This is a genomic window from Nocardiopsis sp. CNZ308 (assembly GCF_004217075.1).
On the sequence record NZ_SHKJ01000001.1, the window covers coordinates 4,988,331 to 5,002,799 of the forward strand.

A 14,469-nucleotide genomic window follows, 5' to 3' on the forward strand; every position below is an offset into this window, starting at 1 on the left:
TGCCCCCTTCCCGGGAGCGCGCTTCCTCACCCGAGGACGCGGAGCCGCGAGCCCGTCTCGTCCACGTACTCGTGCACGGAGCGTTCGGGGACCCGGTAGGAGCGGCCCACCCGGATCGCCGGGAGGACTCCGGAATGGACCATGCGGTACACCGTCATCTTCGACACGCGCATGATCGAGGCGACCTCCGCGACGGTCAGGAAGCGCACCTCCTCATGATGTGCCTTCGGTCCGCGCCGAAGAGACGGGGCGGGCACCCGGTCATCGAGCCCCAGGATCTGGGCGGCGAACGCGTTCACCCACGCTCGTGTGTCCGGGTCCGTCGCTCCGGACTCCCGCAGAACCTCCAGGAGGGCCGTGGTGTCCAGAGGGCGCCCCAGAGTGAGGACCTCCACCCCGACCGGCCGACCGTCAGCGGAGTAGTCCACGACGAACGGACCGTGATCGAGGGTTCTCTCCACGCGAGCGTCGGTGAGAGTCAGATAACCCGCGTCCGCTTCCTGGTCGATCGTCACTCTCCGAGGCGCTGCCATGGGAATCACGATACTTCCACCACCGTTTTGATCACAGGGTCTGGCGTTCCCCAGGTTGTGTCCTTCACCGCCACGTAGATCTTCCTGCCGTCACCGGTGTGCCCGTACAGCTTGTAGGAGTTGTTCTCGGCGTCGCGTTCCTCCGCCAAGGGGCGTTGCAGAACGGCCAGGACGTCTTCTTCGGCGATGCGCCTTTGCCGCATCCTCTCGAGAAGATGAGTGGTCATACGCGGAGGCATCTACTCCGTCGCCTTCAACACGACGTGGACCGCCCGCACGGCCCGGACTCCGCCGGCACGCGCCCTCACGGTCCATTCACCGGTCTCGTCGATCACCACGTGAAGAGGGCTGGCCCAGACACCCGCATGGCTGGAAGGGGGTGTGTCGGCCTTTCCGCTCATGGCCAGTGCGACCTCCCCGGAGGGGCGAACGACCTCCAGGAGTACCTGCTGGAGCCGTTCTGCTCCGCTGGTCTCCAAGAGTGCGAGGGCCACACCGAGTTCCACTTCGCAGGGCACTTGGTCCACAGCCAGCACACGCAGCGCTGGATCACGTATCGAAAGGACGTCTCCGTCCACTCCGATCTCCCGCCCGAGAAGGAAGACGTAGTCGGGCGGGGCGTTGGTCTGTCCCATGGGGCCTGAGACCAGGCCGAGGTGAGGGGACGGCGCAGAAGAACGGCACAATCGCACCGGAGTCTCGGAGCGTTGCGCACCGGAATCATGGCCGTCTCCCCGCACCCGCCTTCCGGATGGGTTCTGCCACTGGCGCACGTGGGCGTGAATGTGTTCGGTGACCGGGCTTCGCGCCCGGCGCGGACGGATGTCGTGGACGAGCGACGTACTGCGGGCGGCGCCACCGACAGCGAGGACCATGGACCGGCGGCGGGGCCGTCCGGCGCGCGGGCCTCACGCGTCGGGGACGAGCACGACCTTCCCGACGACCGTGCGGGACTCGGCGAGGGCCAGCGCGCGGGAGGCCTCCGAGAGCGGGACGCGGGCGGCCACCTGCGGTGCCAGGACCCCGTCGGCGAGCAGCCGCAGCACCTCGGTCAGGTCCTCGCGCAGCCGGGCGCGGAAGGCGTCGGCGCGGCGGCCGCGTCCGGCCCAGAAGTTGTAGAAGTGGGCGCTCCGGCCGTTGGGCAGGGCGTCCCACACCAGGAGTCGGCCGAAGAGCGCGAGCACGGGTAGCCGGGAACCGCCCTCGACGTCCTTCGTCGACGCCGTGCCGTAGGAGACGAGTGTGCCGCCGCGCCGCAGCAGGCGCCACGAGCGGACCAGACCGCTGCCGCCGACGTGGTCGAACACCGCGTCCACGCCCTCGGGCGCCAGGTCGCGGATCCTGTCGTACACGTGCGGGTCCCGGTAGTCGACGGGGGTCGCGCCGAGCGCGCGCACGGCCTCGTGGTGGCGCGGCGCGGCCGTGCCGATCACGGTGATCCCGGCGTGCAGGGCGAGCTGGACCAGGACCGTGCCCACGCCGCCGTTGGCGCCCAGCACGACGACGGTGCCGCCCCGTCGCACGCGGGCCGTGCGGTGCAGCATCTGCCAGGCGGTGATGCCGTTGACGAGCAGCGTCTCGACCCGCGCCGGGTCCGCCCCCTCCGGCACCGCCACGAGGTCGCGTGCGTCCAGGAGCAGGTGGCTGGCCCAGGCGCCGGTCTTGGTGACGGCGGCGAAGCGGCGCCCGACGAGGGAGGCGTCCACGCCCGGACCGGCGGCCTCGACGGTGCCGACGACGTCGTAGCCCGGCACGAACGGGAACGGGGGCTGGTCGAAGTACTTGCCCAGGCGCATCTGCTGCTCGGCGAACGAGACCCCGGTCGCCTCCATGCGCAGCAGGACGTGTCCGGCTCCGGGAGCGGGCAGCTCCCGGAGCCGGACCTGGAGGCCGGAGGGTTCGACCCGGCGGGGAAGCAGGACCTGGGTGGCGGTGGTGGTGGCGTTCATGGGGACTCCTGTCGGAACCGTCTTGCTAACGCTCGTAAACTTACAGGCGTAAACTCAAGGATGCAAGACGGACCACATCGACTTCCAGCCGTAAGGTGACACCATGAAGGACACGAAGGAAGCCTCCGCGCCGCGCACCCGTAACCGCCGGGGCCAGGGCGGCCGCCTGCGCGAGGAGATCGTCGACGCCGCGGTGGAGATGCTCGACGAGACGGGGGACGAGCGCGCCATCACCCTGCGGTCCCTCGCGCGCCGCGTCGGGATCGCGGCGCCGTCGATCTACCCGCACTTCGCGGACCAGCCCGCCATCATGCTGGCCGTGGTCCGCCGGGCCTTCGACGAGCTGGAGGAGGCGCTGAACGCGGCGGTGGCGCGGGCGGGCGGCGACCCCCGCGCACGCCTGTACGCCGCGTGCCACGCCTACCTCGGCTTCGCCCGCTCACGCCCCGAGCGGTACCGCACCATGTTCGGCGGCCTGTGGATGCCCACGCTCGGGGACTCGTCGGTGACCGAGCGGGACCTCGTCAGCCTCGGGGACGCGAGCCTGCGCGTGCTCGGCGAGGCGCTCGCCGCCTGCGTCGAGGCCGGGATCTCCACCAGCACCGACCCCGAGGCCGACGCGGTCGGGCTGTGGCTGGGCCTGCACGGGCTCGCCCACCAGCGCGCCGTGACCCGGGTGTTCCCCGGCCCGGAGGACATCGGCGAGCGGATGATCCCGGCGCTGGCCCGCCTCCGCCGGGACTGAGCCCCCGCGCCGCTTCGGAGCCCGGACCCCGCGGCGCCGCCCACACCTGCGGTGCGCCCTACGGCCGCCCCGCACGGCGGCGTCGGGCGGCCACGGCCGTGTCCCGGACACGGCGACGCCCCCGCGCTCCGGTCCCGGGGACCCGGGGCCGGTGGGCGCGGGGGCGCGCGTCCGCTCTGGTGCGCGCTCGCTCCGGTGGGGGCGGAGAGCGGGCGGGGGAGGTGGCCGGGGGAGACGGATCGGTGCGGGGGCGGCTGGACGGGGGCGGCCGGGCGGCGCGGTCTACTCCGCGCGCCATCCCCCCTGGCGGGTGGACAGGTTGAGCGCGGTGGTCACCAGCGGCACGTGGCTGAACGCCTGGGGGAAGTTGCCGACCTGGCGGTTCTCGCGCGGGTCCCACTCCTCGGCCAGCAGGCCCACGTCGTTGCGCAGGGACAGCAGCCGCTCGAACAGCTCGCGGGCCTCGTCCTGGCGGCCGATCGACAGCAGCGCGTTGGCCATCCAGAAGCTGCACGCCAGGAACGCGCCCTCGTTGCCGGGCAGCTGGTCGGCGGAGTCGTCCAGGTCGGTGCGGTAGCGCAGCACGAACCCGTCCACCATCAGGTCCTTGCGCACCGCCTCGATGGTGCCGACCACGCGCGGGTCGTCGTAGGGCAGGAAGCCCACCTCGGGGATCAGCAGCAGCGCCGCGTCCAGCTCCTTGCTGCCGTAGTACTGGGTGAACGTGTTGCGCTGGGGGTCGTAGCCGTACTCGCACACCTCGGCGTGGATGGTGTCGCGCAGGGCCTTCCAGCGTTCGATGGGCCCCTCCTTGCCGAACTCCTCGATGCTGCGCACCGCGCGGTCGGCCGCCACCCAGGCCATCACCTTGGAGTGCACGAAGTGCTGGCGGGGCCCCCGCACCTCCCACAGGCCCTCGTCCGGCTCGTCCCAGCACCACTCCAGGTAGTTGACCAGCGAGCGCTGGAGGCCCCACAGGTAGTCGCCGCCGCGGATGTTGTGGCGGCGGGCCAGGTGCAGCACGTCCATGACCTCGCCGTAGACGTCGAGCTGGTACTGGCCCACGGCGGCGTTGCCGATCCGGACCGGGCGGGAGGCCTCGTAGCCCGGCAGCCACTCGGCCTCCCACTCGGTGAGTCTGCGCTCGCCCCGGATGCCGTACATGATCTGCATGAGCTGGGGTTCGCCCGCGATCGCCCGCACCAGCCACTCGCGCCAGGCCAGCGCCTCGTCCTTGTAGCCGGAGCGGATCATCGCCTCCAGCGTGATGGTGGCGTCGCGCAGCCAGCAGTAGCGGTAGTCCCAGTTGCGCACCCCGCCGATCTCCTCGGGCAGGGAGGTGGTGGGGGCGGCGACGATCCCGCCGGTGGGGCGGTAGGTCAGGGCCTTGAGCACGATGAGGGAGCGGATCACCGCCTCGCGGTAGGGGCCCTCGTAGGTGCACTGGTTGACCCACTTCTCCCAGAAGCGCTCGGTGCGCGAGAGCGCCTTCTCCGCGTCCAGGTGGTCGGACTCCTCCACCTGGGAGGGGTGCCAGGTCATCACGAAGGGCACCCGCTGGCCCGCGGTGACGGTGAAGGTGGCGTCGTGGGTGAAGTTGTGGCCCTGGAGGGAGATGGGGGTGCTGAGCCAGATGGCGTCGGGCCCGGCGATGGCCACCAGTTCGGTCCCGGTCCGGTGCACCCACGGCACGACGTGGCCGTAGTCGAAGCGGATGCGCATGGTCGTCTCCATGCGCACGGAGCCGCTCAGCCCCTCGACGATGCGCACGATGTGCGGGGCGCCGCCGCGCGGCGGCATGAAGTCGATGACCCGGACCGACCCGGAGGGGGTGTCCCACTCCGACTCCAGGATGAGCGTGTCGCCCCGGTAGCGGCGGCGGGTGGCGCGGGCCTCGCCCTCGGCGGGGCGCAGGGTCCAGCAGCCGTTCTGCTCGTCGCCCAGCAGCGCGGCGAAACAGGCCGAGGAGTCGAAGTCGGGAAGGCACGCCCAGTCGATGGACCCGTCGCGCCCGACCAGCGCGGCGGTCTGCATGTCGCCGATCATTGCGTAGTCTTCGATCCAGCCGGGCACGCGGCTCACCCCCATCACGTCGTCATGGTCTCTGCGGTCGGCGCCTCGTGGGGTGCGCGGTGCCCTGCGACGGCCGCCCGCGCGCGCACCCGTGTGCGCGTCCCGCCGGGGTCCCGCCTCCTGCCCGCCATGGGGGGCGGCACCGCCGCCAGGCGCCGTTCGGGCCACGTTCCGCCTCCGCACCAGCCGCCGCTCGCCTTCCACCCGGTAGTGTGCCCAGGTGGAGGCAGCCGAAAAGGCCGGTGCCCAGGAACCGTCCCGAACACGGTCCTTTCCGTTCACCGCGGTCCCCATCTTCCCCCCTCCTCCGGAGGGGCGCCACCCGCAGTTGCACGTGCACCGGCAGGTGCAGCGAAGTATGTGGCGGAATGGGGGAGTTTGTTGGACCAGAAGTTATGACGCGGTGATCAAGATCCGGTGACGGGAAGGCCAAGGCCCGCCGGAATGGGCGTACTCGGCGCGTCCGCAACCCCGCCGGGCCGCCGGAGCCGAGCACCCGCGGCGGGCACGGGGCGCCCCGTGCGCCGGAACGGTCCGTCGCGGCCGTGGGCGCGCGGCGGTACCGCGCGGTACCGCCGCCCCTCCGCACGGGTTCGTTCCGGGACGGCTCACTCCGGGTGCACGGGCCCCGGCGCACTCCCGCGCTCGGTTCCCCGGGACCGGCGGGGACCGGACCGCCCGGCGGCCGGATCGGGCACGCGCATCAGGGGCAGGAAGACCTGGGCCAGCGGCCCGATCGCCGCCGCGAACACCAGCGTGCCCACCCCCACGGTTCCGCCCAGGAGGAAGCCGGTGACCACGACGGTCACCTCGATCACGGTCCTGGCCAGGCGCACCGACCACCCCCGGGCCGCCAGACCGGTCATCAGCCCGTCCCGGGGGCCCGGCCCCAGCTGGGCGCCGATGTAGCAGCCGGTCGCGACCGCGCACACCACCACCCCGAGCCCCAGAAGCAGCACCCGCACCACCAGCGAATCCGTCTCGGGCAGCAGCCACAGGAACAGGTCCACCGTCATGCCCACGACGACCACGTTGCTCAGCGTGCCCAGACCCGGCTTCTGGCGCAGCGGAATCCACAGCAGCATCAGCATCGCGCCCACCAGCACGCTCCACGTGCCGATGGACAGCCCCGTCTGGCGGGACAACCCCTGGTGCAGCACGTCCCAGGGCATCGCGCCCAGCTCCGCGTGCACCAGCAGCGCGCCGCTCAGCCCGTAGAGGACCAGGCCCGCGTACAGCTGCGCCAGGCGGCGCAGCCGGGGCCGGGGCAGGGCGGGGGCGACCAGCACCCGGCCCAGCAGAGCGGCGGCCGCGTCACGGGCGGGGCGGGGCTGTGCGGTCACGGAAACACCTGTCTTTCCTGGGATCATCGGATGAGAACCCGCGCGGGAACACGGGCACGCGGTTCCGGCGGGGCGCGGCCGGTGGCGGCGGTCCGGGGCGCGCGCGGCGACCGGCCGGGCCGTTCGCCGTCCCCGTTGGCTCCCCCGCCGGGCCCGGGTCCAGTAAGGGGGCCACCTGGGTATCGTGGCGGATGTGGCGCCTGGAATGAAGAGCCAATCCAGGTAACTGGCCCTTTCAACGCGGCGGCAGGGGACGGCATGGCGAGACAGGGCGCTCACCGCGCGGCGGAGCGTTCCGGGGGCGGCACCCGGCGGATCAACGGGCGTCTGCTGGCGCGCCTCATCGGCGAGGCGCCCGTGGAGCGCCCCTTCTACCTGGCCATCGCCCGCGCCGTCAGCGGACTGGTCCTGGACGGCCGCGTGCCCACCAACACCCGCCTCCCGGCCGAACGCGACCTCGCCGCCGCCCTCGGGGTCAGCCGCAACACCGTCACCGCCGCCTACGCCTGGCTGCGCGACAACCGCTTCCTGGAGAGCAGGCAGGGCGCGGGCAGCTGGACCGTCCTGCCCGACTCCGCGACCAGCGAGCCCTCGCCCTTCGTCCCCACCGCCGAGCACATCGACCTGGGGGTGGCCGCGCCCCCGGCGGTGGAGGGGCTGCGCGCCGCCGCGTTCCGGGCCGCCGAACAGCTCGCCGCGCACGTGGGAGGGCTCGGCTACTACCCCTACGGACTGCCCGAGCTGCGGCACGCCATCGCCCGGCGCTACGTCGAGCGCGGGCTGCCCACCACCCCGGAGCAGATCTTCGTCACCAACGGCGCCCAGCAGGGCGTCGCGCTGGCCGTGGACATGCTCGTGCAGTCCGGCGACGAGGTCCTGGTGGAGTCGCCCACCTACCCGCACGCGCTGGACGCCATCCGGCGGGCCGGGGCGCGGGTGCGCACGGTCGGGGTGACCCCGCAGGGCTGGGACATGGAGTACCTCGTCGACGCGTTCCGCCAGTGGAAACCCGGCCTGGCCTACCTGATCCCCGACTTCCACAACCCCACCGGCGCCCTGATGGACGACGAGGAGCGCCGGGTCCTGGTGCGCGAGGCGCGCCGGGCGGGGACCCACCTGGTCGTCGACGAGACGGTCGCGGAACTGGCCATCGACTCCGGCGACCTGCCCGCGCCGGTGGCCGCCCACGACACCGACGGCCGGGTGCTGACGGTGGGGTCGGTGGCCAAACTGCTGTGGGGCGGCCTGCGGGTGGGATGGGTGCGCACCACACCGCCGATGGTGGCCCGGCTCATGGCCACCCGTCAGCGCTTCGACCTGGCCGGGGCGGTGCTGGACCAGCTCACCGCCACCCACCTGCTCTCCGACGTGCTGCGCATCCGGGCCGAGCGCAGCCGCCAGCTGCGCCGCAACCGCGACGCGCTGCTGCACGCGCTGCGCGAGCGCCTCCCCGACTGGCGGCCCAGCGTGCCCGGGGGCGGGCTGGTGCTGTGGGCGACCCTGCCCCACCCCGTGGCCAGCGCCCTGGCCACGGCCGCGATCCGGCACGGGGTGCACCCGGCCGCCGGGCCGGTGTTCGGCGCCGACGGAACCCTGGAGCGCTACCTGCGCCTGGCCTACACCCAGCCGCCGGACGTGCTCGTGGACGCCGTGGAGCGCCTGGCCGCCGCCTACACCGAGACCCTGGTCCACCCGGCGCAGCCCCGGGGACAGCTGTACGTGTGAGGGCACGCCGAAGGGAGGGGAAGGCACGAGGTCCCCTTGCCAACAGCTCACCACGCCCGGCCGCCCCGGCACCACCCCGGATCCGCGCCTGTGGACACGTCGGTGCCGGGCCGGCGGCCGCTTCGGCACGCCCCTCAGGCGCCGCCCGCGGGCACGGCGAAGCGCTGGGCGAAGCGGACCACCTCGCCCAGCACCTCGTCGCGGTTGGTCTCGTTGAACACCTCGTGCCGGGCGCCGGGGAAGACCCGCGCGGTGAAGTCCTCGCCCATGATCGCCATCACGCCCACCCGCGTGCCCTCCAGCGGTACCAGCCGGTCGTCGGAGCCGTGCACCCACAGCAGCGGCAGCGGTCCCACGCTCCCGGCGGCCAGACCCCGCTCGATCTCGGTGAGCATGGCGTTCACCGTGGCGCGTTTGAAGGGTCCGTGCCAGACCAGCTCGTCGGCCACGTACGCCTCGCCCACGGCCGGGTCCCGCGAGAGCGTGGACGGGTCGATGGGGGTGTCGGGGATCTCCTCGGCGGCGGCGAGCCGCTCCAGGGCCTCCCACCGGCCCAGCACCGGCCCGGACAGCACCAGCGCGCTCAGCCGCTCGGGGTGGGTCTGGGCGTAGCGGGAGGCGATGAGCCCGCCCATGGAGTGGCCGATGAGCACGAGCGGCAGCGTCCGGTAGGCGGTGCGCGCCTGGGTGACCAGCCGGTGCACGTCCTCGACCACGCCCGCGTAGTCGTCGATCAGCACCCGCTCACCGGAGGAGCCCCCGTGCCCGCGGTGGTCGGCGCCGTAGACCACCGCGCCCGCTCTGACCAGGTCCTCGGCCACCGCGTGGTATCTGCCCAGGTGTTCGCCGTAGCCGTGCACCAGCACCGCGAGCCAGGTCGGCTCGCCCTCGGTCGGGGCCCACGCCCGCGCCGCCAGCTTCCCAGAACCGTCCGGTCCGCCCGCCAGGGCCCACTCGCGTGTGGTGATCACCGTGTCCCGCCTCCTCGCCCGAGCCTTCGTCTGCGACGATCGAAGCCGTGTACGACCGTCGGATGGTCACCCTACGGCGCGGCGGGGCCGGTGTGCGGCAGGGTGGGGCGGGACCGCGCGGCCCGTGGCTTCAGGGGGTGTGGGATCACCCGATACGCCGACCGGTGTCTCGTGTTGGCCCACGAAAAACGGCATATGGCACGATCAGGACTGCCCGCCGCTTAAAGGGATCTTCTACGCTTATCTATGGGTACCCCTCGGACCGGGTACACCTCCGTACACGGACCGCCCGACAACCCGGACTGGAGAGGGTGACGCCCGTGCTGGCCGACTCCTACGGACGAGTGGCGACCGACCTGCGGGTCTCGCTCACCGATCGCTGCAACCTCAGGTGCACCTACTGCATGCCACCGGAGGGGTTGGAGTGGTTGCCCAAGCCGGAACTGCTCACCGACGACGAACTCCTGCGCCTCATCCGCATCGGTGTCACCCGCCTCGGCATCACCGAGGTGCGCTTCACCGGCGGAGAACCCCTGCTCCGCCGAGGCCTGCCCGGCCTCGTCGCGGGGACCACCGCGCTGGAGCCCCGACCCCACACCGCCCTGACCACCAACGGCATCGGGCTGGCCCGCATGGCCCCCGCCCTCGCCGAGGCCGGGCTCGACCGCGTCAACGTCTCCCTCGACACCCTGCGCCCCGACGTGTTCGAGACCCTCGCCCGCCGCCGCAGGCTCAACGACGTCCTCGACGGCCTGGCGAGCGCCGCCCGGGCCGGGCTCACCCCCGTCAAGGTCAACGCGGTGCTCATGCGCGGAGTCAACGACGACGACGCCCCCGACCTGCTGCGCTTTTGCATCGAGCACGGCTACGAGCTGCGGTTCATCGAGCAGATGCCGCTGGACGCCCAGCACGGCTGGCGGCGCGACACCATGATCACCGCCGAGGAGATCCTCGCCACCCTCGAAACCGAGTTCACGCTCGACGCGGCCGACGCCGACACGCGCGGCAGCGCCCCCGCCGAACTCTTCCACGTGCGCGGAGCCCGCTTCCCCAACGGGGAACAGGCCACCGTCGGCGTCATCGGATCGGTCACCCGGCCCTTCTGCGGCGCCTGCGACCGCGTCCGCCTCACCGCCGACGGACAGGTGCGCAACTGCCTGTTCGCCCGCGAGGAGTCCGACCTGCGCTCCCTGCTGCGGGGCGGCGCCACCGACGAGGAGATCGCCCGGAGCTGGACCGCCGCGGTGTCCGCCAAGCTGCCCGGACACGGCATCAACGACCCCAGCTTCCTCCAGCCGTCCCGGCCGATGTCGGCCATCGGCGGCTGAACCCCGCCCGCGGCACGCCACCGGTGCGCCCGGACCCCGCGCCCGCCCCGCCCCAAAACCCGTTGCCTCCTCCGGTCGGCTCTGGCTTGATGTCCCAGGGGCGCGACCGCGTACGCGCCCCGTACGAACGACCGCACAGGCCGTGCCGGGAAGGGGAGGTGGCCTGAACATGCCCTACACCGAGGTTTCCGGGGAACGCGTTCCCATCCGCATGTGGGCCGCGCCCGACGAGGTCGAGGCCGCGGCCATGGAGCAGCTGCGCAACGTCACCCGCGTGCCGTGGGTGCACGGACTGGCCGTCATGCCCGACGTGCACTACGGCAAGGGCGCCACCGTCGGATCGGTCATCGCCATGCGCGACGCGGTCAGCCCCGCCGCCGTCGGCGTGGACATCGGCTGCGGCATGACCGCCGTGCGCACCGACCTGACCGCCGAGCGCCTGCCCGACGACCTCCGGCGGCTGCGCTCCGCCCTGGAGGCCGTGATCCCGGTCGGCTACCACGCCCACGACGAACCGGTCGACCCCGCCGCCGTCCCCGCCCTGCGCGAGGCCGACTGGTCCGGCTTCTGGGCGGGGTTCGACGCCCTGGCCGACGCCGTGCACCCCCGCCGCGAGCGCGCCCTGCGCCAGATGGGCACCCTCGGCGGCGGCAACCACTTCCTGGAGGTGTGCCTGGACGACGGCGGCGCCGTGTGGCTGGTGCTGCACTCCGGGTCGCGCAACATCGGCAAGGAGCTGGCCTCCCACCACATCGAGCGCGCCCAGACGCTGCCGCACAACCAGGACCTGCCCGACCGCGACCTGGCGGTGTTCGTCACCGGCACGCCCGAGATGGACGCCTACCGCCGGGACCTGTTCTGGGCCCAGGAGTACGCGCGGCGCAACCGCGACGTCATGATGGGCCTGGCCTGCCGCACCCTGGCCGAGCAGGTCCCGGGCACCCGCTTCGAGCAGTGGATCTCCTGCCATCACAACTACGTGGCCGAGGAGACCTACGACGGGGTGGACGTGCTCGTCACCCGCAAGGGAGCCATCCGCGCCGGTAAGGGCGACCTCGGGATCATCCCGGGATCCATGGCGACGGGCACCTATATCGTGCGCGGACTGGGCAACCCGGCCTCGTTCAACTCCGCCTCGCACGGGGCGGGGCGGCGGATGAGCCGGAACAAGGCCCGTAGGACCTTCACCGAGGCCGACCTGGCCGAGCAGACCAGGGGAGTGGAGTGCCGCAAGGACCGGGGCGTCGTGGACGAGATCCCCGCCGCCTACAAGGACCTGGAGTCGGTGATCGAGGCCCAGACCGACCTGGTCGAGGTGGTCGCCCACCTGCGCCAGGTGGTGTGCGTCAAGGGCTGAGGCGGTGCGCGGGCCCGGCCTTCGGGGCGTCCGCCTCCGGAGCGCTCCGTCCGCACGGACGGCGCCCCGGGAGCGGCGTACCCTTCCCTGCATGGGACACCGACACCCGAGCAAACTCAAGAACTCCGAGGTGAGCCACGCCCGCGCCCGCTGGCTGCTGAGGGCGGAACTGGACGGCTGCGACGAGTGCCGCCGGGAGGGGGACCGCGAGGCCCTGGCCGACCTGGCCACCGGCGGCGTGTTCGACTCGCTCCTCACCGGGTTCGTGCTGTCCCGCACCCAGCACTGGTACTCCCCGAGCAGGCCGGTCACGTACCCGGCCACGGTGTACCGCATCGCCCCCGTCGAGGAGCGCGACTTCTGGCGCCAGCCCACCCAGCACTGCATGCGGGTGTGCACGGTGCGGGGCTCGGAGGGCGCCAGCGTGGACACCGTGCCCGCGCTCAAGGAGCTGCGGCTGATGTCGATGGACCACCGCCGGACCGTCCTGGACGACGTGATGGACGGGCTCGCCGAGACGGAGGGGTGAGCGCGCCGCCGACGCCGTGGGCCATGCTGGGAGCATGAACGAGACCTTGGACGCCGTCGTCCTCGCCGGGGGCGCGGCCCGCCGCATGGGCGGCGCCGACAAGCCCGGGCTGTCCGTGGCCGGACGCACCCTGCTGGAACGGGTCACCGACGCCGTCCGCGCCCACAACGCCGTCCGCGCCCACAACGCCGGGACGCGGGACGGGGGACGGGTGATCGTGGTCGGTCCGCCCCGCGAGAGCCCGCGCGCGCTCTACGTCCGCGAGGACCCGCCCGGCTCCGGCCCCGTGCCCGCGCTGCGCGCCGGACTGCCGCACGTGCGCACCCCCCGGTTCGCGCTGCTGGCCGCCGACCTGCCCCACCTGGAGCCCGGTCACCTGGCCGCCCTGCTCGCCGCCGCCGACCAGGACGCCGACGGCGCGGGCGCGGTGTTCGCGGACTCGGCCGGACGCGAGCAGTGGCTCACCGGCGTATGGCGCACCGGGGCCGTGCGCGCCGCCCTCGCCGACTACCGGGGGCGCTCCCTGTACGGGCTGCTCGGCCCCCTCGCCCCCCGCGCGGTGGCCCTGGCCGACGACCTGGCCGTGGCCGACTGCGACACCCCCGACGACCTCGACCGCGCCCGCCGGATCCTGGAGCCGCCGACCGGCTGAGCGCCGCCCCGGCTACTCCACCCGCTATCCCGCCGGTCCCAGCGGCACCCGTGACATCCGCGGCCTGCTCAGGTACGCCCCCGCGCAGGTCCTGCCGGTCCTGCGGGCCGTGCCCCTGCCCGTGCGCACCGCCCACCTGGACCGGACCGCCCGGCGCGGGGACGGCCGCGGGGCGCTGCTCCCGCTGCCCTACCTCGACCTGCTTCCCCGAGACCGCGCGGGGGCCCGAGGCCCGCCGCGGAGTCCCACGCCGACCCCGGCGCCCGGAGTGCGCGATGACGGTTCCCGCCGGCCGATCAGCCCTCGAACTCGTCCATGGGGACGGTCTCGCGCAGGAACCCCCGCATGTCCAGGAAGGAGGACAGGTACTCGCGGTGCTCGTCGCAGGCCGTCCACACCTTGCGCCGGTCGGGGGTGTGCAGCTTGGGGTTGTTCCACACCAGCGCCCACGTCGCCTCGGCGCGGCACCCGCGCCGCGAGCACTGCGCCTGCGCCGGTTTACCCAATGCTGACCCCCAAGCCGGGAAACTGCCTCCATGGTCAAGCCACGGGCACGTTCGGGTCTTCGCCTCCGGCCGCCCGCGCGGGCGGCCCGGGGCCGGACACAAGGCGACGCCGGGTGGTTACGGGGGCAAACCACCCGGCGTCGCAGGCGGTGCTCCAACGGGGGCTCGGAACACCGCTCCCGCGCTCCGACGGGGGACCGAAGCGCTAGGACCCAATGTACACCGATGCCCCCCGGTGTACGTCAAGAGTCAGTTACGACGTTGTCTCGGGAGAGTCCCGCCAATACAGGGTCTCAAGTCCCATATCGTCAACTACCTGGCATTTCGCTCATATCACCTGATATGCGGGATGCGAACGCGGGTCAAGCCAGCCCCAACAGCGTTCCCCGGGAGTCCCCGCCAAGGGCAAAGCGCCCGGCCCCGCCGCGTCGGCGCGAGGCGGGTGCGCCGGGAGGGCTCCGTGTGGTCCCGGGGGATTAGGGGGAGGCAGGAAGCGGGGGGTCGCGCTCCGCGCGGCCGAGAACCGACCACGCAGGGGGTCCCACATGTCCCACAACACCTACCGCGTCACGGAGATCGTCGGAACCTCGCCGCAGGGGATCGACCAGGCCATCCGCAACGGCATCGACCGCGCCTCGGCCACGCTGCGCGGCCTCGACTGGTTCGAGGTCACCGAGATACGCGGCCACATCGAGGAGGGCGACGTCGCCCACTTCCAGGTCGGCCTCAAGGTGGGCTTCCGCCTGGAGGAATGAGGA

15 protein-coding genes and 1 pseudogene are annotated in these 14,469 nt (G+C 73.1%); 7 read left to right on the forward strand and 9 right to left on the reverse strand.

Annotated features, from left to right (window positions below; translation table 11 throughout):
- Positions 1-26: 26 nt before the first annotated feature.
- From EV372_RS29510 to EV372_RS21385, 5 genes and pseudogenes are all read right to left on the reverse strand, one after another.
- A complete protein-coding gene (locus EV372_RS29510; protein ID WP_308210359.1) occupies positions 27-257 on the reverse strand; it encodes a helix-turn-helix domain-containing protein in 231 nt (76 codons plus the stop codon).
- A 138-nt stretch (positions 258-395) separates the two neighbouring features.
- A pseudogene (locus EV372_RS29515) lies at positions 396-533 on the reverse strand (DUF2283 domain-containing protein); the annotation flags it as partial.
- Positions 534-538: 5 nt separating this feature from the next.
- Positions 539-760, reverse strand: a complete 222-nt coding sequence (locus EV372_RS21375; protein ID WP_130397463.1) for a DUF4258 domain-containing protein — start codon at positions 758-760, stop codon at positions 539-541.
- Positions 761-772: 12 nt separating this feature from the next.
- On the reverse strand, positions 773-1,168 hold the full coding sequence (locus EV372_RS21380) for a hypothetical protein (RefSeq protein ID WP_253792777.1): 396 nt from the start codon (positions 1,166-1,168) through the stop codon (positions 773-775).
- Positions 1,169-1,441: 273 nt separating this feature from the next.
- Complete coding sequence (locus tag EV372_RS21385) at positions 1,442-2,482, reverse strand: medium chain dehydrogenase/reductase family protein (RefSeq protein ID WP_130397464.1); 1,041 nt, start codon at positions 2,480-2,482, stop codon at positions 1,442-1,444.
- Between the two features lie 103 nt (positions 2,483-2,585).
- Here EV372_RS21385 and EV372_RS21390 point away from each other — a divergent pair, with 103 nt between their 5' ends.
- Positions 2,586-3,227 carry a TetR/AcrR family transcriptional regulator gene (locus EV372_RS21390; RefSeq protein ID WP_130397465.1) on the forward strand — a complete coding sequence of 214 codons (642 nt, stop codon included), beginning with the start codon at positions 2,586-2,588 and terminating at the stop codon, positions 3,225-3,227.
- A gap of 282 nt (positions 3,228-3,509) precedes the next feature.
- Here the strand turns inward: EV372_RS21390 and EV372_RS21395 are convergent, their stop codons facing one another.
- On the reverse strand, positions 3,510-5,315 hold the full coding sequence (locus EV372_RS21395; RefSeq protein WP_253797416.1) for a glycoside hydrolase family 15 protein: 1,806 nt from the start codon (positions 5,313-5,315) through the stop codon (positions 3,510-3,512).
- Between the two features lie 593 nt (positions 5,316-5,908).
- Positions 5,909-6,643: a membrane protein YczE gene (yczE, locus tag EV372_RS21400; RefSeq protein WP_130397466.1), complete on the reverse strand. Its 735-nt coding sequence runs from the start codon at positions 6,641-6,643 to the stop codon at positions 5,909-5,911.
- Positions 6,644-6,901: 258 nt separating this feature from the next.
- Here yczE and yczR point away from each other — a divergent pair, with 258 nt between their 5' ends.
- Entirely contained in the window at positions 6,902-8,368 is a 1,467-nt protein-coding gene (gene yczR / locus EV372_RS21405; RefSeq protein WP_130397467.1) for a MocR-like transcription factor YczR, read from the forward strand.
- 134 nt (positions 8,369-8,502) lie between these two features.
- On the opposite strand, the gene EV372_RS21410 is transcribed toward yczR, so the two are convergent.
- Complete coding sequence (locus EV372_RS21410; RefSeq protein ID WP_130397468.1) at positions 8,503-9,339, reverse strand: alpha/beta hydrolase; 837 nt, start codon at positions 9,337-9,339, stop codon at positions 8,503-8,505.
- A 320-nt stretch (positions 9,340-9,659) separates the two neighbouring features.
- Here EV372_RS21410 and moaA point away from each other — a divergent pair, with 320 nt between their 5' ends.
- The 4 genes from moaA to mobA all read left to right on the forward strand — a co-directional run bounded on the left by moaA (position 9,660) and on the right by mobA (position 13,205).
- The gene (moaA, locus tag EV372_RS21415) at positions 9,660-10,667 is read left to right on the forward strand and encodes a GTP 3',8-cyclase MoaA (protein ID WP_130397469.1); all 1,008 of its coding nucleotides are present in this window, start codon (positions 9,660-9,662) and stop codon (positions 10,665-10,667) included.
- Between the two features lie 169 nt (positions 10,668-10,836).
- Positions 10,837-12,024, forward strand: coding sequence for an RtcB family protein (locus tag EV372_RS21420; protein ID WP_130397470.1), 1,188 nt, complete (start codon positions 10,837-10,839; stop codon positions 12,022-12,024).
- Positions 12,025-12,115: 91 nt separating this feature from the next.
- Positions 12,116-12,553, forward strand: coding sequence for a hypothetical protein (locus EV372_RS21425; protein ID WP_130397471.1), 438 nt, complete (start codon positions 12,116-12,118; stop codon positions 12,551-12,553).
- Positions 12,554-12,587: 34 nt separating this feature from the next.
- Positions 12,588-13,205 (forward strand): NTP transferase domain-containing protein, encoded by a 618-nt coding sequence (mobA, locus tag EV372_RS21430; RefSeq protein WP_130397472.1) that lies wholly within the window; start codon positions 12,588-12,590, stop codon positions 13,203-13,205.
- A gap of 296 nt (positions 13,206-13,501) precedes the next feature.
- On the opposite strand, the gene EV372_RS21440 is transcribed toward mobA, so the two are convergent.
- The gene (locus EV372_RS21440; protein WP_130397473.1) at positions 13,502-13,711 is read right to left on the reverse strand and encodes a hypothetical protein; all 210 of its coding nucleotides are present in this window, start codon (positions 13,709-13,711) and stop codon (positions 13,502-13,504) included.
- 545 nt (positions 13,712-14,256) lie between these two features.
- Here EV372_RS21440 and EV372_RS21445 point away from each other — a divergent pair.
- Positions 14,257-14,466 carry a dodecin gene (locus EV372_RS21445; RefSeq protein ID WP_013152455.1) on the forward strand — a complete coding sequence of 70 codons (210 nt, stop codon included), beginning with the start codon at positions 14,257-14,259 and terminating at the stop codon, positions 14,464-14,466.
- Positions 14,467-14,469: the final 3 nt, after the last annotated feature.